This is a genomic window from Exiguobacterium sp. S22-S28, from assembly GCF_043359615.1.
Lineage (GTDB): Bacteria > Bacillota > Bacilli > Exiguobacteriales > Exiguobacteriaceae > Exiguobacterium_A.
The window spans coordinates 419,275-439,434 of sequence record NZ_JBHFFC010000026.1 but is presented as its reverse complement, the minus strand read 5'-3'; the positions used below and the strand labels follow the sequence as shown (position 1 = coordinate 439,434).

At 45.1% G+C, this 20,160-nt stretch carries 21 protein-coding genes; 19 read left to right on the top strand and 2 right to left on the bottom strand.

The window, feature by feature from the left end; genetic code table 11:
- Positions 1–77: 77 nt before the first annotated feature.
- The 18 genes from ACHA8N_RS08890 to ACHA8N_RS08805 all read left to right on the top strand — a co-directional run bounded on the left by ACHA8N_RS08890 (position 78) and on the right by ACHA8N_RS08805 (position 18,667).
- Complete coding sequence (locus ACHA8N_RS08890) at positions 78–686, top strand: superoxide dismutase (RefSeq protein ID WP_393965462.1); 609 nt, start codon at positions 78–80, stop codon at positions 684–686.
- 140 nt (positions 687–826) lie between these two features.
- Positions 827–2,899 carry a peptidoglycan D,D-transpeptidase FtsI family protein gene (locus tag ACHA8N_RS08885; protein WP_147511856.1) on the top strand — a complete coding sequence of 691 codons (2,073 nt, stop codon included), beginning with the start codon at positions 827–829 and terminating at the stop codon, positions 2,897–2,899.
- Positions 2,900–3,124: 225 nt separating this feature from the next.
- Positions 3,125–4,069, top strand: coding sequence for a PstS family phosphate ABC transporter substrate-binding protein (locus ACHA8N_RS08880; protein WP_147511855.1), 945 nt, complete (start codon positions 3,125–3,127; stop codon positions 4,067–4,069).
- A 94-nt stretch (positions 4,070–4,163) separates the two neighbouring features.
- Entirely contained in the window at positions 4,164–5,105 is a 942-nt protein-coding gene (gene pstC, locus ACHA8N_RS08875; RefSeq protein WP_147511854.1) for a phosphate ABC transporter permease subunit PstC, read from the top strand.
- Position 5,106: 1 nt separating this feature from the next.
- Positions 5,107–6,015 carry a phosphate ABC transporter permease PstA gene (gene pstA, locus ACHA8N_RS08870; RefSeq protein ID WP_147511853.1) on the top strand — a complete coding sequence of 303 codons (909 nt, stop codon included), beginning with the start codon at positions 5,107–5,109 and terminating at the stop codon, positions 6,013–6,015.
- A 105-nt stretch (positions 6,016–6,120) separates the two neighbouring features.
- A complete protein-coding gene (gene pstB, locus ACHA8N_RS08865; RefSeq protein WP_393965560.1) occupies positions 6,121–6,897 on the top strand; it encodes a phosphate ABC transporter ATP-binding protein PstB in 777 nt (258 codons plus the stop codon).
- Positions 6,898–6,913: 16 nt separating this feature from the next.
- The gene (phoU, locus tag ACHA8N_RS08860) at positions 6,914–7,576 is read left to right on the top strand and encodes a phosphate signaling complex protein PhoU (protein WP_393965461.1); all 663 of its coding nucleotides are present in this window, start codon (positions 6,914–6,916) and stop codon (positions 7,574–7,576) included.
- 109 nt (positions 7,577–7,685) lie between these two features.
- Positions 7,686–8,420 (top strand): DUF4912 domain-containing protein, encoded by a 735-nt coding sequence (locus ACHA8N_RS08855; protein WP_147511850.1) that lies wholly within the window; start codon positions 7,686–7,688, stop codon positions 8,418–8,420.
- Positions 8,421–8,459: 39 nt separating this feature from the next.
- Positions 8,460–10,646 (top strand): glycoside hydrolase family 57 protein, encoded by a 2,187-nt coding sequence (locus ACHA8N_RS08850; protein ID WP_393965460.1) that lies wholly within the window; start codon positions 8,460–8,462, stop codon positions 10,644–10,646.
- 104 nt (positions 10,647–10,750) lie between these two features.
- Entirely contained in the window at positions 10,751–10,900 is a 150-nt protein-coding gene (gene rpmG, locus ACHA8N_RS08845) for a 50S ribosomal protein L33 (protein WP_012369771.1), read from the top strand.
- A 61-nt stretch (positions 10,901–10,961) separates the two neighbouring features.
- The gene (locus tag ACHA8N_RS08840) at positions 10,962–11,510 is read left to right on the top strand and encodes a 5-formyltetrahydrofolate cyclo-ligase (RefSeq protein ID WP_393965459.1); all 549 of its coding nucleotides are present in this window, start codon (positions 10,962–10,964) and stop codon (positions 11,508–11,510) included.
- Entirely contained in the window at positions 11,501–12,280 is a 780-nt protein-coding gene (locus ACHA8N_RS08835) for a DUF92 domain-containing protein (RefSeq protein ID WP_393965458.1), read from the top strand. Before ACHA8N_RS08840 ends, ACHA8N_RS08835 begins: the two co-directional genes overlap by 10 nt.
- Before the next feature lie 166 nt (positions 12,281–12,446).
- Positions 12,447–13,400, top strand: coding sequence for an L-lactate dehydrogenase (locus ACHA8N_RS08830; protein ID WP_147511846.1), 954 nt, complete (start codon positions 12,447–12,449; stop codon positions 13,398–13,400).
- A gap of 169 nt (positions 13,401–13,569) precedes the next feature.
- On the top strand, positions 13,570–14,079 hold the full coding sequence (locus ACHA8N_RS08825) for a GNAT family N-acetyltransferase (protein ID WP_147511845.1): 510 nt from the start codon (positions 13,570–13,572) through the stop codon (positions 14,077–14,079).
- A 189-nt stretch (positions 14,080–14,268) separates the two neighbouring features.
- A complete protein-coding gene (locus ACHA8N_RS08820) occupies positions 14,269–15,306 on the top strand; it encodes a M42 family metallopeptidase (protein ID WP_147511844.1) in 1,038 nt (345 codons plus the stop codon).
- The gene (locus tag ACHA8N_RS08815; RefSeq protein WP_147511843.1) at positions 15,290–15,487 is read left to right on the top strand and encodes a YqgQ family protein; all 198 of its coding nucleotides are present in this window, start codon (positions 15,290–15,292) and stop codon (positions 15,485–15,487) included. The genes ACHA8N_RS08820 and ACHA8N_RS08815 overlap by 17 nt, the downstream gene beginning before the upstream one ends.
- 78 nt (positions 15,488–15,565) lie before the next feature.
- On the top strand, positions 15,566–16,522 hold the full coding sequence (locus tag ACHA8N_RS08810) for an ROK family glucokinase (protein ID WP_147511842.1): 957 nt from the start codon (positions 15,566–15,568) through the stop codon (positions 16,520–16,522).
- A 219-nt stretch (positions 16,523–16,741) separates the two neighbouring features.
- The gene (locus ACHA8N_RS08805) at positions 16,742–18,667 is read left to right on the top strand and encodes an LTA synthase family protein (protein ID WP_393965457.1); all 1,926 of its coding nucleotides are present in this window, start codon (positions 16,742–16,744) and stop codon (positions 18,665–18,667) included.
- Positions 18,668–18,768: 101 nt separating this feature from the next.
- On the opposite strand, the gene ACHA8N_RS08800 is transcribed toward ACHA8N_RS08805, so the two are convergent.
- Positions 18,769–18,948 (bottom strand): DUF2759 domain-containing protein, encoded by a 180-nt coding sequence (locus ACHA8N_RS08800; RefSeq protein ID WP_014969856.1) that lies wholly within the window; start codon positions 18,946–18,948, stop codon positions 18,769–18,771.
- A 166-nt stretch (positions 18,949–19,114) separates the two neighbouring features.
- Between ACHA8N_RS08800 and ACHA8N_RS08795 the strand changes: the two genes are divergently transcribed.
- On the top strand, positions 19,115–19,732 hold the full coding sequence (locus tag ACHA8N_RS08795) for an MBL fold metallo-hydrolase (protein WP_147511840.1): 618 nt from the start codon (positions 19,115–19,117) through the stop codon (positions 19,730–19,732).
- A 51-nt stretch (positions 19,733–19,783) separates the two neighbouring features.
- Here ACHA8N_RS08795 and ACHA8N_RS08790 read toward each other — a convergent pair whose 3' ends face one another.
- Positions 19,784–20,047 (bottom strand): DUF2626 family protein, encoded by a 264-nt coding sequence (locus ACHA8N_RS08790; protein WP_012369782.1) that lies wholly within the window; start codon positions 20,045–20,047, stop codon positions 19,784–19,786.
- Between the last annotated feature and the right edge of the window lie 113 nt (positions 20,048–20,160).

Genomic DNA, 20,160 nt, shown 5'->3' with positions numbered 1-20,160 from the left:
CTTGCGTCTGACCAACTATTTTTGCTAGTCTTAAAGAGTATCGAAATTCCGAAAATAGGATAAAGGGGGACATGAAAATGTCAAAATTTGAATTACCAGAACTCGGCTACGCTTATGATGCGCTGGAGCCACATATCGACGCTCGTACGATGGAGATTCACCACTCAAAACACCACAACACATATGTCACGAACGTAAACGCGGCACTTGAAGGGTCAGAGCATGAAGGGAAATCACTTGAAGAATTACTTCAAAACCTCGATTCACTTCCTGCTAACATTCAAACAGCCGTCCGTAACAACGGTGGCGGTCATTGGAACCACTCGTTCTTCTGGAAACTCTTGAAAAAGAACGACGGAGCAACACCAACGGGTGATCTTGCTTCAGCAATCGACGAATCGTTCGGCTCGTTCGAAGGATTCAAAGATGCGTTCGCAAAAGCAGCTACAACACGTTTTGGTTCAGGTTGGGCGTGGCTCATCGTTGACGGTGGCAAATTGGCTGTCGTTTCAACACCAAACCAAGATACACCTGTCATGGAAGGTAAAACACCGATTCTTGGACTTGATGTCTGGGAACACGCGTATTACTTGAACTATCAAAACCGTCGTCCGGATTACATCAATGCGTTCTTTAACGTCATTGATTGGGATCACGTAGCAAAACTCTATGCTGACGCAAAATAAAAAGTAATATGAGAGCATCGGTTTTCCGAAAGGGAATCCGGTGCTTTTTTTAATGCGGAAAATGATGGGATAGGTTGTTATGGAAAGTTTCCTTCTATATAATGAAACAAGATGACTTTTGAACGATAGGGGAGTACGCCATGGCGAAACGAATCACGGTCAAGGGAAGACGGCGGAATCATCTGCCGCTTCGCTTGAACTTAATGTTTTTTGTAGTATTTTTATTGTTTGCGATTTTAATCTTTCGCTTAGGTGTCGTCCAGATTGTAAATGGCGAAAAGATTTCACGGGAAGTTCAAAAAACGGAGATGATTGCTTCGAAATACGAAGTACCGCGCGGAAAGATTTACGATCGAGACGGACGACTGTTAGTCGATACGATTTCCAAATACTCGATTGTTTACCGCCGGTCTCAAAATACGAAAGTCGATGAACGGATTGAAATCGCCTCGCGTCTTGCGGCGATCATCAACCTGCCGAAAGACGATTGGAAAGTAACAGAACGAGACATGAAGGATTACTGGGTAGCGGTCAACGGTGATGAATCAGATCGACGGTATAAAGAGGCAGTCACAAAACGTTATCCGAACGTAGAAAAGCGAAATAAATTATCGATTTCGGAACAAGATCAAATCCGTCTTGATACGATTACAAAAAAAGATATTGATTTTGATGACAAAACGATGGAAATCATCGCAATCAAACACAATATGGAAGTCGGTTACGCTCTCGATCCCCAACTCGTTAAATTAGGAGCCAGTGCAAAAGAAATGGCAATCATTGACGAGAATCTTGAAGATTTAAAAGGGGTGTCGGTCGAGCCGTTTTATGAGCGTTCGTATCCGTATGAAGGAACGCTCCGTAATATCTTTGGGAAGTACTCCAAAATTCCAGCTGAACAACAGGCGGAATTTAAAGCAAAAGGCTACAGTCTGAATGACCGTGTCGGGACATCGTTCCTTGAACAACAGTATGAAGATTTATTACGCGGTAAACCGGCTTACGATGTCTATGAAACGTTTAACGGCGAACCTGTCGGTGAACCGAATCGGGAAGAAGGCGAATCCGGTAAAGATCTCGTCCTGACCGTTGACGCGGAATACAATAAACAAGTCGATCAAATTTTACGACAAGCCATCAAAATGGGACGCGGTATGGGGAGTGGCTATCTCAAAGAAGGATATGCCGTCGTCATGAATCCGAAAACGGGTGAAATCTTGGCGATGTCCGGTCAGAAGCTTGACACGGCGACGAATAAATTCAGTGATGTTGCCATCAATAACGTCTTGACCTCCCTGCAAATCGGTTCAACGATCAAAGGGGCGACGGTCGCAATGGGACTTGAGGAAGGCGTTATCCGTCAAAACGAAGTCATTAATGATGCGCCGATCACGATTGGCGGCACGAAAAAAGGATCGTACGTCAATATGGGACCGATTACTGACTTGACGGCACTTGAACGTTCGTCAAACGTCTACATGTTTAACATTGCCATGCGGATGGCGAAGTATCCAAGTAACGGTGTAGCAGGTGCTAGTGTCGACGCAGCGGCAGCACTCATGCAAAACTATTACAGTCAGTTTGGTCTTGGTGTGACGACAGGTATTGATCTTCCGTATGAAGCAAAAGGGGTACAAGGTACACCGGATCGTGTCACACTCTTGATGGACCGGGTAATCGGACAGTACGATGCTTTTACACCACTTCAAGTAGCGCAGTATATTTCGACACTCGCTAACGGTGGATATCGGGTACAACCACATTTCTTGAAAGAAGTACTCGCTTCGAACTCGATTGAGGATGGAACAAAACAAGTCGATTACAGCTTTAAAACGAATTATTTGAATCGGATTGAAGTCAGCCAAGCGAACATCGATCATGTTCGTGAAGGATTACACCGCGTTGTCAAAGGAGAACGCGGAACAGCAAAAGTCATTGCGCAAACCGGTATCGATGCAGCGGCGAAAACAGGAACGGCTCAGGTCAGTGTTTACGGCGAAGATGGAATTGCTCTTCGGGATGGCAGTGGTCAACCTGTCCGCTCGCTAAACTCGAACTTGGTCGGTTGGGCCCCGTATGATAATCCGGAGATGGCATGGGCTGTGTTCCTTCCATATATGGAGCAGGAAACCGTCAACTCGAAAATTGGTCATGATTTAGTTAAAGCATATTTTAATGTCAAAGATGTTCCGTGGCAGACTAAGCCAAATTAACCAGTGTGGCGAAGGTGAGAAAACTCATCTTCGCTTTTTTTTGTATGGATTGACCTGTTTTTCTAATGGAGTTGAGTTTGTAAACGCAGAAATACACACCTTTACAATTCTTTTACGTTGGATTCATTTTGGTTTAATAGTTCATCCGTAGTATAAGTCTTGTAAGGAAAACGGATATAAAGTCGTAGCGTTACCAGCGACATACTTCGAGGAGGAAAATTAATCATGTCTTGGATGAAAAAAACAGCTCTTATCACAACGGTAGCGTCAATCGCAGTAGTCGGTGCGGCATGCGGAAATGACAAAGGTGGCTCTTCAAGTTCTTCTGATCTTTCAGGAAAGATCGCTGTAGACGGATCTTCAACAGTCTTCCCAATCATGGAAGCAGTCGGTGAAGAGTACTCAATCGAACAACCAGACGTCGATGTAACAGTCGGAGTATCCGGAACAGGTGGCGGATTCAAGCGTTTCGTCGTTGGTGAAACAGACCTCTCGAACGCATCACGCGAAATCAAAGATGAAGAAGCAGCAGAAGCTGAAAAAAATAATATTGAATTTACACGTCTCTCACTTGCACTCGACGGATTGACAGTCACAGTCAGCAAACAAAATACATGGGTCAAAGAATTGACACTCGATCAACTCAACAAAATGTGGCTTGATCCAAACGTCAAAACATGGAAAGATGTTGATCCATCTTATCCGGCAGAACCAATCAAATTCTTCAGCCCTGGTAAAGACTCAGGTACATTTGATTACTTCGACGAAGAAGTCCTTGACGAAAAAGATATGCGTAAAGACGTTCAACTCTCAGAAGACGATAACGTCCTCGTCAAAGGAGTGGAAGGAACAAAAGGTGCGATCGGCTACTTCGGTTATGCCTACTATGCAGAAAACAAAGATAAGTTAAAAGAAGTCCCGCTCTCAGCTGAAGGAAAAGATGCGGTTGATCCAACACCAGAAACAATCAATGATTTGTCTTACCCGCTGTCACGTGAAATCTACACGTACGTCAACAACAAGTCATTAAAAGATAAAAAACAAGTGGCTGATTTTGTTCAATTTACGAACGAAAACGCTGGTGATTTAGCTGAAGAAGTAGGCTATATCAAGATGAAACAAGATCGTTATGATGAAAATGCAAAAGCTATCGAAGACGCAATGAAATAAACATCACCAAATGAGGACGGCCCAAAAAAGGGGAAATTCCCTTTTTTCGGGTCCCGTTCTTATGTAGGCATGATGAAGTAGGGAGCGGAGAAGGATGAATCCATCATCAAACAAATCGGTTCGCGAGCTGATTCAACAGAACCGACAACAAAAATTTAGTATAAAAAACGTTATGGAACGGATCATGCCGATCGTACTTTTCCTTTGTGCGTTCGTTTCAGTCATTACGACCATCGGCATCATTCTCACGTTAGTTCTTGAGACACGCCACTTCTTTGAAGTCGTATCGATCAAAGAATTTTTCGGCAGTACGAACTGGTACCCGCTGAACTCTCAACCGGAGTACGGGATTTGGCCACTCGTCGTGGGAACACTTGAAATTACCGTGATTGCGATGCTAGTTGCCGTGCCGATTGGACTCACTTCTGCGATTTATTTAAGTGAGTATGCATCAGAGCGCGCACGCCGTGTTCTTAAACCCATTCTTGAAGTCTTAGCCGGTGTTCCGACAATCGTCTTCGGATTTTTCGCCTTGACGTTCGTTACACCATTACTCGTAAAACTTATTCCGGGTCTTGCCATCTACAATGCCTTAAGCCCGGGTATCGTCGTCGGAATCATGATCATCCCGATGATCGCCTCGATTTCGGAAGATGCGATGAGTTCGGTTCCGAAAAAAATCCGAGACGGTGCGCTCGCGCTTGGTTCAACACGTCTTGAAGTCGCTTTAAAAGTTGTTGTTCCGGCAGCACTCTCAGGAATCATCGCTTCGATCGTCCTCGGGATGTCGCGTGCGATTGGTGAGACGATGATCGTAACGATTGCTGGTGGATCCAATCCGACAGCTCTCGTCAACCCGTTAGAACCGGTTCAAACGATGACTGCTTATATCGTTCAGGTCGCACTTGGCGATGCTGGATTCGGTACGATTGAATACTATAGTATCTACGCTGTCGGTACGTTGTTGTTCGTCTTTACTCTTTTGATGAACTTACTCGCGAACTGGATTACGCGTCGTTTCAGAGAGGAGTACTAAGATGGCCTTACCAGAAAAACAACCCGTACAAAAAAAGTTTATCGATCCTGTTGCAGTTAAAAAGTCGATCAGTCAACGCTTGGTCGTCAACAATATCACAAAAATCATTTTCTTGATTGGACTGTTATTCGGTTTAGTCGTGCTGGGTATTCTTCTGTCTGGTGTCATTCGTGACGGAGCAGCCTGGTTATCACTCGACTTCCTTCAAAATGCGCCATCCCGCCGACCGGACCGTGCCGGGATCTATCCTGCGCTCATGGGCTCAATTTTCCTGATGTTGTTGATCATTCCAATGATCTTCATCCTCGGTGTCGGAGCCGCGATCTATTTGGAAGAGTACGCGAAAAAAGGGCGGATGACGTCATTCATTGAAGTCAACATCTCAAACTTAGCCGGTGTCCCGTCAATCGTCTTCGGATTACTCGGACTCACGTTCTTTGTCCGAAACATGGGCTTCGGCTCGACGTTGATTGCCGGAGCACTCACACTGGCACTGATGAGCTTGCCGGTCGTCATCGTCTCGTCGCAAGAAGCGATTCGAGCAGTTCCTCAAGCGATGCGTCACGCGTCACTCGCTCTTGGTGCCTCGAAATGGCAGACGACGTTTAAAGTTGTTTTACCGGCATCACTTCCAGGCGTCATCACAGGGATCATCCTTGCGGTATCACGGGCAATCGGAGAGACGGCACCACTCATCATGGTCGGTGCAGCCATCTTCATCGCCCGGGCACCAGAAGGTATTTTCTCAGAGTTTACAGCGTTACCGATTCAAATCTATAACTGGACAAGCCGTCCACAAGCCGATTTCCAAGGACTTGCGGCTGCAGGAATCATTGTCTTGATGGTCATCCTCTTGACGATGAACTCACTTGCGATTTGGATCCGGAACCGTTTCTCAAAACGATACTAATCAAACACCTATAATGAAATGAATCACGTTCTGAACCACGAAGGAGGAACACAGATGATGGATACGAAGCTGACGACGAAACCAGCCAAAGAAGGGGCAAAAACGATGAATCAACCACTAGCTGCACGACAAAGTGTCTACCGTGTAAATGATTTGAACTTATGGTACGGCGATGATCACGCCTTAAAAGATGTTAATCTCGACATCAAGCAAAATGAAGTCACGGCAATCATCGGACCGTCAGGATGCGGGAAATCAACGTTCATCAAGACCTTGAACCGGATGGTTGAACTTGTCCCGATCGTTCGCACGAACGGTGTCATCGAGTACCACGGTCGCAATATCTTTGATAAGGATTACGAAGTCGAAGAATTACGGACGTCGGTCGGGATGGTCTTCCAACAACCGAACCCGTTCCCGAAATCGATTTACGACAACATCGCTTACGGACCACGTGTTCACGGTGTTAAGAACAAGAAAATCTTAGACGAAATCGTTGAACGGAGTTTACGTGGTGCAGCGATTTGGGACGAGGTCAAGGATCGATTGAACGAGAATGCGTACGGCTTATCCGGTGGACAGCAACAACGTCTCTGTATCGCCCGTTGCCTCGCAATTGAGCCGGATGTCATCTTGATGGATGAACCGACCTCGGCACTTGACCCGATCTCGACGTTGAAAGTCGAAGAACTTGTTCAAGAATTAAAAAAAGATTACTCAATCATCATCGTCACGCACAACATGCAACAAGCAGCACGTGTCTCGGATAAAACAGCCTTTTTCTTGAACGGTGAAGTCGTTGAATTCGATCAAACGGACCGAATCTTCTCGAATCCAAGTGACAAACGGACAGAAGACTATATCTCAGGACGATTCGGATAACGAGGAGGAACTTTCAATGGCAGCGAACCGGACGATTTTTGGAGAAAACCTAGCAGTACTTGATCAAAAAGTATTTTTGTTAGCCCGTAAGACGATGCAACAGATTGCGACAACGGCGGAAGCGTTAGAAAAATACGACCGTGAGATTGCGCTCAAAGTTATCGAGAATGACAGTGAACTCGATGCACTGGAACTCGAGATTAATGATGATGCGATCTTACTGATTGCGAAACAACAACCCGTTGCAACCGATTTGCGACGGCTCGTTACAGCGATGAAAATTGCAACCGATTTAGAACGGATTGCGGATTATGCAGGGAATATCTCGAAAGCCGTCTTACGTGTCGAAACGTTCCCGTACGTCATCGACATCTCGTTATTAAAAGAGGCATTCGAAACATTGCTCGACATGACGGAAACCGCAATCGTTGCGTACCGGGATGGCGATGTTGAGAAAGCCAAAGCACTGTCGGAACTCGACAATATCATCGACGAGACGACGTACAAGGCGTTACGTCAATATATGCGTCATATGTCGTTGCAGCCGATTGTTGTCGATGAAATCATGCAGTTTACGAATATTTGCCGGTACATCGAACGAATGGGTGATCACTTGACCAATGTCGGCGAACATCTGATCTATCTCGAAAAAGGAAAACACTATGATTTAAACAGTTAAGTGCAGTAGGCTGGAGGGAGATCCTCGAGCCTGCTTTTTTTTGTAAAGGATTTTAAAACAAGTTTGTAGAATAAGAAAGAAGTGAATAAAGAGAAAGAGGTGATAGGTAATGCTTGAAAAAATCATAAAATTAAAAGAACAAGGACTGACCATTAAACAAATCGCGGAAGAAATAGAATCGACGGAAGGCAAGGTTAAATATGCCTGGAGTAAATACCGGAAGTCACTGACAAACTCCACATCAAAGCCGGAGGCGGCCGAGAGTGCAAAACCGAACAAAAGGAAGGCGGAGTCAGGTGTGAGTGCGGCAAAAGAAAATGATATAGTGCCAGCTTTGACGGCCATCCCTTCATTGGAACGAGATGCTTTTGGAATGGCGACGCATTATGAAGATGACATCATCCATGCCATCGTTCAATCCCCGACAGCTGTCTATGTGTATTGGGAATTATCAGAATTATCTCGAAAGATGCTCGAGACACATTATCATGCATCGTTTGACTCTTTCCGAAAAGAAATGCGGATTACCGACGTCACGTTGCTGAATTATGAAAAAGGTGAAGCGAACCGTACGTATCAATTCGAGTTGCCGGAAATGACAAATATGTGGTTTGTCCGTCCGTTGATGCCAAATACTACATACATCATCGAATGGGGTATTCAAACGATTGACGGCGACTTCCTGCCGGTTCTGCGTTCAAAACCGGTTGAGACACCGCGGGACGAACCTGTTGCAGAAGGACGTTTTGCAGAAGTTGTGACCCGTTGGCAGTACGGAGAAGCAGAACAACCGGAATGGGTGGAAGTTTTACGCCCGTATTCTTATTTTGACCGCATCCGTTAAATCTGAGAGATAGAAAGCATAAGGAGAGGAAGAACAAACATGCGCAAAGGTTATTTTTCATTAGTCCTGCACGCCCATTTACCCTATATCCGCCATCAGGAAGCTCATCGACTTGAAGAGCGATGGATGTACGAGGCGATTTCAGAAACCTACATTCCATTACTGTGGGAAATTGACCGTTTAGAACGTCCGCTCGGGTGGACGATCAGTATTTCACCTCCGGTCATCGAGATGTTGGCTGATTCTTTGATCCAAACTCGTTACGTGGAACATCTGGAAGATACGTTACGGTTGATTGATCAAGAACTGAAACGTGACTTGGTGAAGGAAGAGCGAGATGCGCTGTTGTTTTATAAAGAACGGTATCATGACTTAAAAGTCACGTTTGAGTATTGGGGCCGTAATCTAAACGGAGCATTCCGTCATTATAAAGAAAAGGGCTATCTTGAGTTGATGACATGTACCGCAACACATGGATTCAGTCCACACATGCTGTCGGAACAAGCAGCACGCTCTGAAATTCAGACGGGACTGAATTGTTTTGAACGGCATTATGGATATCGCCCGACTGGTCTTTGGATGCCGGAGTGTGCCTATACGCCGGGTCTTGACAAAATCATGTACGAGGAAGGAATTCGTTATACATTCGTTGATGAACATTCGATTCTCAATGCGGATCCGACACCACAACACGGTATCGGGGCACCTGTTTATTCTCCACATGGCGTCGCGTTGTTCCCACGTGATCAAATCATCTCGGGTCGCATTTGGAGTTCCGTTATCGGTTATCCGGGACATCCGGATTACCGTGAGTTTTACCGCGATCTCGCGTATGACCGGGAATGGGATCAAATTGCCGAATTCATGCATCCGGAAGGGCTTCGTTACGATACAGGCTTAAAGTTGCACCGAGTGACGGGCGAATCAGACCAAAAAGAGTATTATGTTCGTGATTGGGCTTGGAAACGGACGGATGTTCATGCAACTGATTTTGCTGAAGCACTTGCCAATCATTTAGATGAGCAGAGCGGACAAGATTTCCCACCGTTTCTTGTAACCGCACCATTTGATGCGGAGTTGTTTGGACATTGGTGGTTTGAAGGTCCAGACTTCCTCGGAAAGGCAATGGAGCGATTTGAAGATTACGGAATCGAATCCATCTCGCCGGCGACGTTCCTTGAGCGCCATTTCCAAGATATCGAGACCGTGCATGTTGCAATGGGCACATGGGGACGTAAAGGATATGCTGATGTCTGGATCAATGAACGGAATGATTGGATGATCCGCCACCTGCACCAACTCGAAAAACGATTGGCAGGTATTGTTGCCCGTAATCGTCATCAGGATGAGTTGACGGTTAAAGCCAAACGTCAGTTGATTCGGGAATATCTTCTTGCTGTCTCGAGTGACTGGCCGTTTATTCTTGATGGACAGACGACAGCGCAGTATGCAGCAAACCGGTTCCGCGAACATATCAAGCGCTTTGAAGAGACGGAGCGGCGCTTGGATGCACATGAGTTGTCGCTGGATTGGCTGGACGAACGTTATGCCGAATATCCATTTTTGGAAGACACAGACATTGAACCGGATGTATTCTTGACGCCTCATGATTACTATGTGGCAGTTCAGCGGGACACCTCTTGGAATCAGGAAGCCATTCTGCTTGTAACGAGTCAATATGATGATCCGAACCGACCAATTGCAGCGTTTGCGAAACGTCTCGCAGCTTCTGGTGAAAATGTTTATGTCATCACATCAGGCGCGTCGGCTGGGTATCAACACCAAGACGGTGTCCATGTCTACCATGTTGAGGTCAACGGTTTACCGCTCGTTCAGACGTACAATCAATTGGCTGGTTTGAATCTTGCCATCTTGCGTCAAGCACAGGCATTAAATAAAATCGTTGAGTTCCGTCTTGTTCACAACTTTAATATGGAGACGTCTTCAGCTGCACAATCGTTTGCTGAAGTGAATGAGTTGCCACTTGTGAGCAATGTGTATGACTTGGAAGGTGAACGTTCTCCGGGCGGAACAGGCGGACTCGTCGTTGCCATCAAACGACTTGAAGGGGAAGCACTGCGACATTCGGACGTGGTTTATCTCGAGCGGGAAGAAGCGCGCGACGGAATTGAACACGATTATCATGTCGAAAAAGAACTACGGACATTCCAAGTGGACCTTGAAAATCCATATCAGCATGTAATGATTCCGAAAAAGAACGGATGAACAGTTGCAATTCACTTCCTTTCTTGGTACGATACTTGAGTATGCTTAACCTTATGTAAAGCAAAAACACTTGATACATCGAGAGCTAGATAGGAGGGAATCCCATGCGCGTTAAAATTACTTTGGCTTGCACTGAAACTGGTGACCGTACTTATATCACTAAGAAGAACAAGCGTAACAACCCAGAGCGTCTTGAGTTGAAGAAATACAACCCACGTCTCCGTAAGCACACACTTCACCGTGAAGTAAAATAATTGAGATGGAAGCCGTCACCTCGTGTGATGGCTTTTTTGTTGAATAAGGGGGACTTACAGGATGGAAAAGCAGGAAATCCGACAGTTCATTACGCATCAATTAGATGCGCTGGATCATCGGCAACAACGCGAACAGCAGATTTATGATCGACTCTTCACCGTTCCGGCATGGGAAAATGCCCGTTCGATTGCCGTCACCTTATCGTTTCGAAATGAGTGTCCGACCAATCCTGTCATCGAAAAAGCATGGGAACTCGGAAAACAGGTGGTGATTCCGAAAGTGGTGCAACGTGAGATGAAGTTTTTTGAGTATCTGCCGGACAGCCGGTTGGTGGAGACAAAGATGGGAATTCGGGAACCCGACGATACGGCATTGGAACGGTCATTGGATACAATCGATCTTTGTTTGGTTCCCGGCCGTGCCTTCATGCGAAGTGGATTTCGTGTTGGATGGGGAGGGGGCTTTTACGACCGGGCACTAGTTGAATATCAGGGGAATACGTTAGCAGTTGCGTTCGAGTGCCAACTTGTTTCTGCATTTGCCGTCGAATCCTTTGATCGACCGGTCGATCAAATCGTGACAGAGTCCGAGGTCATCTTATGTCGGTGATGTATGGCATCCTATTTTGTTTTTTACTCGGCTACATCGGTTATCGGTTACAGCTGTTGACGATCAGCGGTGCCGTCTGGACGATTGTCGTCGGAACGGTCGTCATTTATGGGTTTGGATACAGTGGACTAATCTTATTGATGCTCTTTTTTGGGAGTTCGAGTCTATTATCCAAACTTGGCAAACGAAGAAAACAGACGGTGAATCAAATCGTTGAAAAAGATGGAGCGCGTGACGGCTGGCAAGTCCTTGCCAACGGTGGTGTCGCCGCCTTTGCTTCGGTCGGCTTTTTATGGACGGAACAAACGGCGTTTCTCGTATTATTTTTAATTGTGCTCGCTGCTTCGAATGCGGATACATGGGCTTCTGAAATTGGTCCGCTTTCGCAAAAAAAACCGTTTCTCTTCACGGGACATCGTGTTCCGGCCGGAACGAGTGGAGCGGTTTCAGTCCTCGGCACATCAGCGACAGTGGTCGGAGCTTTATTTATCGCGACTGCCGGTGATCTGTTGTTTACGTTACCAAACGAGACATGGTTGCTCGTGACCGCTGGCGGGATCGCCGGAAGTTTGTTCGATACGTTATTTGGCGGTACGATTCAGCGGAAGTTTCGTTGTACGGTCTGCTCGAAAGAAACAGAAAAGCGGATTCATCATAACTTACCTACGATTTATGTAAAAGGATGGAAATGGCTCGGAAATGACGGGGTCAACTTTTTATCAAGCGCTTTGGCAGGATGGATTGGTTTTGTTGTGTATCGAATGTGGTAAGTGGAAACTGTAGATGTAATTTTTCCTTATGTTAGGATATTAATGACACAATTTAGACAAAATGTGAACGTTTTCACAATGTTCGCGACTTTGTGAAAGATGTTACAATCTATTTGTGAGGTAGTTAACAAACTTTTAAATTAGTTTGGAAGGGTGGACATAGAGGATGGAATTACATGCGAAAGTGACACGTGTTGCGTTGGTGGGAGCGGGAGCTGTTGGATCGAGTTTTGCTTATCAAATGACGACAGCGGGTTTATGTGAAGAATTAGTCATCATTGATGTCAACAAAGCGAAAGCTGAAGGGGAAGCGATGGATTTAAATCATGGAACACCGTTCAGTTCTTCGCCGATGCGCATTTGGGCTGGAGATTATTCCGATTGTAAAGATTCGGAAGTGATTGTCATCACTGCCGGTGCGCCACAAAAGCCAGGCGAGACACGACTCGACTTAGTAGCGAAAAATGCTTTGATCATGAAAGAGATGATGCGGCAAATCATGGAGTCTGGTTTTGATGGGATCATCGTCGTTGCTTCTAACCCAGTCGATATCATGGCTCATTTAGCTTGGAAGTATTCTGGTCTGCCGAAATCACGTGTCTTTGGTTCTGGAACGGTTCTTGATACGGCGCGGTTACGTCAAATGCTGGGTGAATATTTCCATATCGATTCTCGAAACGCCCATGCCTATATCTTAGGGGAACATGGTGATACAGAATTTGCGGCTTGGAGCAACTCACGCATCTACGGAAAGACGATTGACGAATTATTGGCAGAAGATGATCGTTATTCCCAACAAGACCTCGATCAGATCTATATCAATGTCCGCGATGCCGCTTATCATATCATCGAACGTAAAGGGGCAACCTATTATGCGATTGGACTTGGTCTCGTTCGGATTGTGCGGGCCATCCTTGGTAACGAAAACTGTATATTGACCGTTGGTGCCCATGTCGATGGACAATACGGAATTTCAGGAATCCATATTGGTGTTCCGGCGATCATCAATCGGCAAGGTGTCCGGGAAATCATTGAATTTTCATTGACGGAAGAAGAATTTAAAAAATTCCATCATTCAGCGGAAGTGTTGCGCCAAACGATGGAACCGGTTCTTCGCTGATGTAAAAACCGTTCTCTTTTGACTCATCAAAAGGGAGCGGTTTTTTGTCTAAAAAATTCTCGATTAAAACTAGGTTTTATTTTACTAGAAAAAGGTTATGTTAAAGATAGAAGAGTTTTCATGTCATCGTATCCAGTAAGAAAAACGCATAAAGGGGAGAAAGACAGTCATGTATACATTTCGGAAGTTAACGAAAGAAGATGCAGAACGGTATTGGAGTCTTCGACTGGAAGGATTGAAAAACCATCCGGATGCGTTTGGTCATTCGTTTGATGATGAACAACAAACACCCATCAAGGACGTGCAAGAAGGACTTGAGGGCGATCCGGACTCAGATGAAGTATGGCTTGGGATGTTCGACGGTGAAAAGTTGTTTGGTTTTGGTCAAGTCAAGCCGTATGAATTATCGCGCGAATCGCATAAGGCGATGATTTCTGCCGTTTATATCTCACCGGATTACCGGGGCGGGACAGGTCGGGCATTGATGGAAGCTTTAATTGAAGAAGCAAAACAAATTCCGGATGTCGAACAAGTCATCTTGGCAGTGTTGTCTGGAAATGAGGCGGCACAAAGTCTGTATGAATCGTTAGGTTTTGAAGTCTATGCAGAAGATCCGGATTCGGTAAAGCTAGAAGACGGAACATACCGGGACGACATTTGGATGAAAAAATACGTCTAACCTAAACTGAATCAAGATGAGGTCGTTAGACGCGTGAAAAGTCGTAGGGTCAATGTGAATTGAATCTACGACTTTTTATTATGGGGCAACCGTGCTTGATCCGTCGCATGGACGAATATATACCCGCATGTTCCATCTTTTGTTATCATGTAGAAGGGAAAACATTCGAAATTAAAAGGAGTGGAAGACATGCAGGCAGTTGTACAAACGATTCGTGATTTAGTAGAAATTCCTAGTCCGACCGGATTTACCGTTCATGCTCTTACATATGTCGAAAATCGATTCAAAGAAGAAGGGGTCGATTATAAAAAACTCGAAAAAGGCGCATTACTTGCGATGATACCCGGAAAATCATCACGAATCCGTCTCTTAACGGCTCATGTCGATACCCTGGGGGCGATGGTGAAGGAAATCCTGCCAACAGGGCGTCTCAGTCTTTCACAGCTCGGAGGTTACGCTTGGACGGCGATTGAAGGTGAAAACTGCTTGGTTCATAAGATGGACGGTCAAACCGTATCAGGAACGATTGTCTTCCATCATTCAAGCGTTCATACGTCACGCGTGACAAACACGGAAGAACGGAGCGCGACGAATATCGAGGTTCGGCTCGACATCCGGTCAACGACGGCAGAAGAGACACGGGTTGCAGGGATTGAAGTAGGGGATGTCGTTACATTCGATCCCCGATTTGTGCATACGGAGACAGGATTCGTCAAATCACGTCATCTCGACGATAAAGCGTCCGTTGCATTATTACTCGAACTGATCAAAACGTGGAAAACGATCGACTTGCCATATCCTGTCCATATTCTGATCTCAAATTATGAAGAAGTGGGATTCGGCGGGAACGCCGGTTTTTCGAAAGACGTCGCAGAATACATTGCTGTAGATATGGGGGCGCTCGGAGAGGGGCAACATTCAGACGAATACACGGTATCGATTTGTGCAAAAGACGGGTCGGGACCATACGATTTGGCCTTGCGTCATCAATTCACACGATTGGCCCAACAACAATCAATTCCTTATAAAGTCGATATTTATCCGTATTACAGCTCGGATGCTTCGGCTGCCGTCCATGCCGGTCATGATGTCCGGCACGGATTGCTTGGGCCGGGAATTGAATCCAGTCATTCTTATGAACGGACACATGAGACATCGCTTCAAGCCACGTATGATTTACTTGATGCCTTTGTAAGGGAGCCGATGAACGATGAAAACACTTTATGACGTTCAGCAGTTGCTTAAATCCTACGGAACCATTGTTTACCTCGGCGATCGGGAATCCGATATTGCGATGATGATGCTTGAACTGGATGAACTGGAACAGGCAGGTGTACTGGAGAAAAAGCAATATGATTCCGCAAAGCTTATTTTAAGATATGAATTGCAACAATCGAGAAAAGACTGAAAACATTGTGCAACCCTTTGCATAGACGGATCAATCGGCTAAAATAAGGGGAGTGAAATTTTTTAGGATAAGGGAGCAATGATGATGAAGTGGTTACTCGGTGTGGATATCGGTGGAACGACGGTCAAAATGGCAATTTTGGATCTTCAAGGTATAATCGTGGAAAAATGGGAAATTGAAACGGTGATCTTAAATGACGGGCAACAAATTCCCGGTGACATTGCCCGGTCTTTTTTTGAGAAATGCCAAGAAAGCAATAAACGAGTCGAGGATTTTGTAGGAGCCGGAATCGGTGCGCCAGGATTCATCGACTTCAATACAGGTGTCGTTGAAAAAGCAGTCAACATCGGTTGGAATAACTTTGAATTGGTCGGAGAGTTCGAGCGGTTAACGGGTTTGCCGGCTGTCATTGAAAATGATGCGAATGCAGCGGCTATCGGCGAGATGTGGAAAGGGGCGGGAAGTGGTGCGACAGAGCTTCTTGCCGTCACTCTCGGAACTGGTGTTGGTGGTGGTTTAATCACGAATGGACAAATCGTTCACGGAACAGTCGGGATGGCAGGTGAGATCGGTCATATCACGATGTTGCCGGAAGGCGGAGTCATGTGTGGATGCGGACGCAAGGGGTGTTTGGAAACAATTGCTTCCGCAACCGGTGTCGCACGGCTAGGTCTTGAAAAACGTAAAGGTCGGGTTTCCTCGTTAAATGAAATCAAGGCCGTTACAGCGAAAGATGTATTTGCCGCCTATTCAAAAGGAGACGCTGTAGCAACAGAAGTGGTGGAAGAAGTGACGTTCCATCTCGGACTGGCTATTTCGAATTTGGCAAACAGTTTTAATCCGGAAATCATCGTCATCGGTGGTGGTGTCTCAAAAGCGGGCGATGCGCTACTCGCTCCGTTGAAAGAGACATTTGAACGTTTTGCTTTGCCGCGGGTCTTCCAATCGACAACGTTTAAAATCGCAGAACTCGGTAACGATGCAGGAGTCATCGGTTGTGCATGGCTTGCGAAGCAAATGTTTCTTAAAAAATAATTACACGAAGTTTTAAAAAAAGATTCGAAAGTTCGAATCTTTTTTTTATTTACAAACGTAATAAAAGTATGTGATTGTTAAGTATCGACCGGATTCTGGTTGCATTTTTGTAAAAGTAGGCGTAGAATTTTCACGTGATACGGGTATAAATAGATAAGTTATGTAAGTCGTGTAAAAGTTCGGTTTAAAGGACACACGTATATTAGGAGGCAGGTTTTTATGCAGCAAGACTCTGGCATCTGGTCGCGTATGCGACTAAAGATGGGACAAAGTGTTCGCAGCACCTATAAAGAGCACAAAGTCTTTTGGATTGCGACACTTTTGATTTGGTTAAAAACGTATTTAGCGTATACACTGTTTTTCAACGTGCCGGTTACAAACTCGGCACAAGCGTTCATCCTTCTGATTAATCCAATCAGTTCGGCATTGTTTATGTTTGGATTCAGTTTCTTCTTCCGTGGAAACGTCCAAAAATGGTTCATCTACGGGACACTTGTCGTAGCGACACTCGTCTTATATGCGGATATCATTTTCTTCCGTTTCTTCAACGATTATCTGACACTACCGGTTCTGTTCCAAACATCGAACGCAGAAACAGTTTCCGCTTCACTCGGCTCATTGTTAACTTGGGCGGATCTCTTGATTGTCGGTGACTTATTGATTCTTCCGTTTTTCTTACGGAAAATGGATATGTCAAAAAATATCGCTTCGCGTGGTCGTGCGATTCTTGCTTTTGTTGCGGCAACGGTCGTTTTCCTTGGGAACTTGGCGCTTGCTGAAACAGAGCGTCCGGAATTACTGACACGTGCATTTGACCGCGAGTTGCTCGTCAAAAACATCGGGACATTTAACTTCCATATGTACGATGCCTTGATTCAGTCAAAAACATCGGCGCAAAAAGCGATGGCAGATAGTTCAGAACTGTCTGAAGTCCAAGGTTTTGTTGATTCGAAGTATGCTAAACCGAATCCGGCGATGTTCGGCAAGTACGAAGGGAAAAACGTCATCGTAGTATCGTTTGAGTCTGCTCAATCATTTGCGGTTGGCTTAAAAGCACCAAATGGTCAAGAAATCACACCGAATCTCAACAAATTAATCAAAGAGTCGCATTACTGGGATAACTTCTACCACAACACAGGTCAGGGGAAAACCGCCGATGCGGAATTTATTCTTGAAAACTCGATTTATCCACTTGGTCGTGGTTCAGCATTCTTCACAAACGGAGAAAATGAATTCCGTGCAACACCGGAGATGCTAAAAGAAGACGGTTATTATTCGGCTGTTTTCCATGCGAACAATAAATCATTCTGGAATCGGGATATCGTATACAACAGCTTTGGAGTCGATCGTTTCTTCTCTGAAACAGATTACGATTTAGGTAATCCGGAAGATTTAACAGAGTGGGGATTGCTGGACGACAAGTTCTTTGAGCAGTCGTTACCGATGCTGAAAGATCTTCCGCGCCCATTCTATTCGAAATTCATTACGTTGACGAACCATTATCCGTTTGAAATGCCGAAACCTGAACATGAACTCGTTCCACCACTTGAAACGAGTTCGACAACCTTGAACCACTATGTTCAAGCGCTTGCGTATCAAGACATGGCACTTGGTAAGTTTATTGAAGGATTAAAGAAAGACGGTACATGGGATGACACGATCTTCATGCTGTACGGCGATCACTATGGTATTTCAACAAACCATAATGCCGCAATGGCAGAATTGATGAAAAAAGATGAGTTGACACCGTACGATGTTGCGCAATTGCAACGTGTACCGTTTGTCGTTCACTTACCTGGACAAGAGAAAGGCGTGAAACATGATGATGTTGCAAGTCAAATCGACATCAAACCGACGCTGTTGAATCTGTTGGGTCACAATTTTGAAGACGAAGTCTTGTTCGGAACAGACTTGTTCTCGAAAGAACACAAAGATTACGCACTGTTCCGTGATGGATCAGTCATCACCGATAAAACGGTCTACACGCAAGAAACGTGTTACGACCGGAAAACCGGTGAGGAAGTCACAGATGAAAAAGACGGTGCTATTTGTAAAGAGTCGGTGAAACAATCGGAAAAAGAACTTGGATTATCCGACAAAGTCATTTATGGAGACTTGTTGCGTTTCTTACAGACATCCAAATAAACAGTCAGGGACGATGAAGAATCGTCCCTGTACCTGCTTTTAGTACGCAAAAAGGTCAGCTTTCCAAAACGGAAGGCTGACCTTTTTTTGTAAAAAAATGATTATGCCGGAATTCCACCGAAAATCAATGTCGCAATACCAAACCAACCGAATAAGATTACAGTCAGCGCAGCAAATACGAGTGGAAACATTTGACGTTTCTTAAGTGAACGCAAGACGGCCCAAACACCGACGAGTGCAACGATAAAGAAAAGCCAACCGATTGGTTGATCCAAATGCATGACGTACTCCCCCTTAAAAATCACGTTATGAAGTTCACGAAGATTTCACTTAAATCTCACTTTTTAGTTTAGCTGACTGAGCGGATAAAGTCGAGAGGGGGGAACGGGAACTTTCGACAATTTCGTGTATAGTAAAGGGGAATGATCTAAAAAGGAGTTTGATGAGATGGAAATCGTAAGTATTACTTCAGGTATGGCGTCAGAAAATGGTTATCTGCTTTTTAAAGAAGGGAAATGTATCGTTATCGATCCAGGAACTGAAGATATGCGCTTTTTTGATGAAATCGAGCGGCGTAACGCAAAAGTCGAGGCGATTCTCTTAACGCATGCCCATTTCGACCATATTGGTGGCGTCGATATGTTGCGCCGCTTTACATCCGCCCCTGCCTACCTTCATCCTAACGAAATGAAGTGGCTGTCGAATCCGAATTTAAACGGATCCATTAAATTTAATATGCCGCCTCTTAAAGTGAAACCCGCTGAACATACGTTACAATCCGGACCACTGACAATCGGATCGTTTCAACTGCATGTTCTTGAAACACCGGGTCACTCGCCGGGAAGTGTGACGTTTTATTTCAAACAAGAAAAAGTGGCGTTTGCCGGTGATTTAATTTTTAAACAGAGCGTGGGTCGGACAGACTTAGAAGGTGGAGATCAGGATGTCCTGATGCATTCGATCGACCGGATCATTGCTGAAATACCACATGATACGACATTTTATCCTGGTCATGGACCGCAAACGACCTTACGTCAGGAAATTAAACAGAATCCATTCTTTTAAGAATAGATACAAAAATCCCTCACCTTCTTTTGAAGGCGAGGGATTTTTCATTCACATTTGGAAGTTGGACCAATATGTGAAGACGATGAAGAATACTGTTAAGTACGCTGCAAAAATGTAGACATACGTTTTTTCAGTCAGGCGAAGATAGCCTAATGCTGCAAAGAATACTGTTTGTGCCAAGAAGACAAAGCCCATAACTAAAAATGAATCCGTATGCTCACTTGAGCTAGCGTCTCCACCTAGAGCGCCGATAAATGCCATGACTGCAATGATGCCAGTCCAAAATCCGAGTACGCGGTACATTCTCCCCATTCATATAACCCCCTAAATCCGACAGATAGTCAATATACGTACTTATTTTACCAAGCAAACAATCATCCGTCCATCATGTTCTAGTGTTTGTTAAGGAATAACTGTGAACAAAA

Excerpts from the sequence above, each read along its gene's own strand:
- ACHA8N_RS08790 (WP_012369782.1), bottom strand. The coding sequence starts at position 20,047 with ATGGGGAGAATGTACCGCGTACTCGGATTTTGGACTGGCATCATTGCA.
- ACHA8N_RS08885 (WP_147511856.1), top strand. The coding sequence starts at position 827 with ATGGCGAAACGAATCACGGTCAAGGGAAGACGGCGGAATCATCTGCCG.
- rpmG (WP_012369771.1), top strand. The coding sequence starts at position 10,751 with ATGCGCGTTAAAATTACTTTGGCTTGCACTGAAACTGGTGACCGTACT.
- ACHA8N_RS08805 (WP_393965457.1), top strand. The coding sequence starts at position 16,742 with ATGCAGCAAGACTCTGGCATCTGGTCGCGTATGCGACTAAAGATGGGA.
- ACHA8N_RS08830 (WP_147511846.1), top strand. The coding sequence starts at position 12,447 with ATGGAATTACATGCGAAAGTGACACGTGTTGCGTTGGTGGGAGCGGGA.
- ACHA8N_RS08820 (WP_147511844.1), top strand. The coding sequence starts at position 14,269 with ATGCAGGCAGTTGTACAAACGATTCGTGATTTAGTAGAAATTCCTAGT.
- ACHA8N_RS08890 (WP_393965462.1), top strand. The coding sequence starts at position 78 with ATGTCAAAATTTGAATTACCAGAACTCGGCTACGCTTATGATGCGCTG.
- pstA (WP_147511853.1), top strand. The coding sequence starts at position 5,107 with ATGGCCTTACCAGAAAAACAACCCGTACAAAAAAAGTTTATCGATCCT.
- ACHA8N_RS08825 (WP_147511845.1), top strand. The coding sequence starts at position 13,570 with ATGTATACATTTCGGAAGTTAACGAAAGAAGATGCAGAACGGTATTGG.
- ACHA8N_RS08840 (WP_393965459.1), top strand. The coding sequence starts at position 10,962 with ATGGAAAAGCAGGAAATCCGACAGTTCATTACGCATCAATTAGATGCG.
- pstB (WP_393965560.1), top strand. The coding sequence starts at position 6,121 with ATGAATCAACCACTAGCTGCACGACAAAGTGTCTACCGTGTAAATGAT.
- ACHA8N_RS08795 (WP_147511840.1), top strand. The coding sequence starts at position 19,115 with ATGGAAATCGTAAGTATTACTTCAGGTATGGCGTCAGAAAATGGTTAT.
- ACHA8N_RS08810 (WP_147511842.1), top strand. The coding sequence starts at position 15,566 with ATGATGATGAAGTGGTTACTCGGTGTGGATATCGGTGGAACGACGGTC.
- ACHA8N_RS08880 (WP_147511855.1), top strand. The coding sequence starts at position 3,125 with ATGTCTTGGATGAAAAAAACAGCTCTTATCACAACGGTAGCGTCAATC.
- ACHA8N_RS08800 (WP_014969856.1), bottom strand. The coding sequence starts at position 18,948 with ATGCATTTGGATCAACCAATCGGTTGGCTTTTCTTTATCGTTGCACTC.
- ACHA8N_RS08815 (WP_147511843.1), top strand. The coding sequence starts at position 15,290 with ATGAAAACACTTTATGACGTTCAGCAGTTGCTTAAATCCTACGGAACC.
- pstC (WP_147511854.1), top strand. The coding sequence starts at position 4,164 with ATGAATCCATCATCAAACAAATCGGTTCGCGAGCTGATTCAACAGAAC.
- ACHA8N_RS08850 (WP_393965460.1), top strand. The coding sequence starts at position 8,460 with ATGCGCAAAGGTTATTTTTCATTAGTCCTGCACGCCCATTTACCCTAT.
- ACHA8N_RS08835 (WP_393965458.1), top strand. The coding sequence starts at position 11,501 with ATGTCGGTGATGTATGGCATCCTATTTTGTTTTTTACTCGGCTACATC.
- ACHA8N_RS08855 (WP_147511850.1), top strand. The coding sequence starts at position 7,686 with ATGCTTGAAAAAATCATAAAATTAAAAGAACAAGGACTGACCATTAAA.
- phoU (WP_393965461.1), top strand. The coding sequence starts at position 6,914 with ATGGCAGCGAACCGGACGATTTTTGGAGAAAACCTAGCAGTACTTGAT.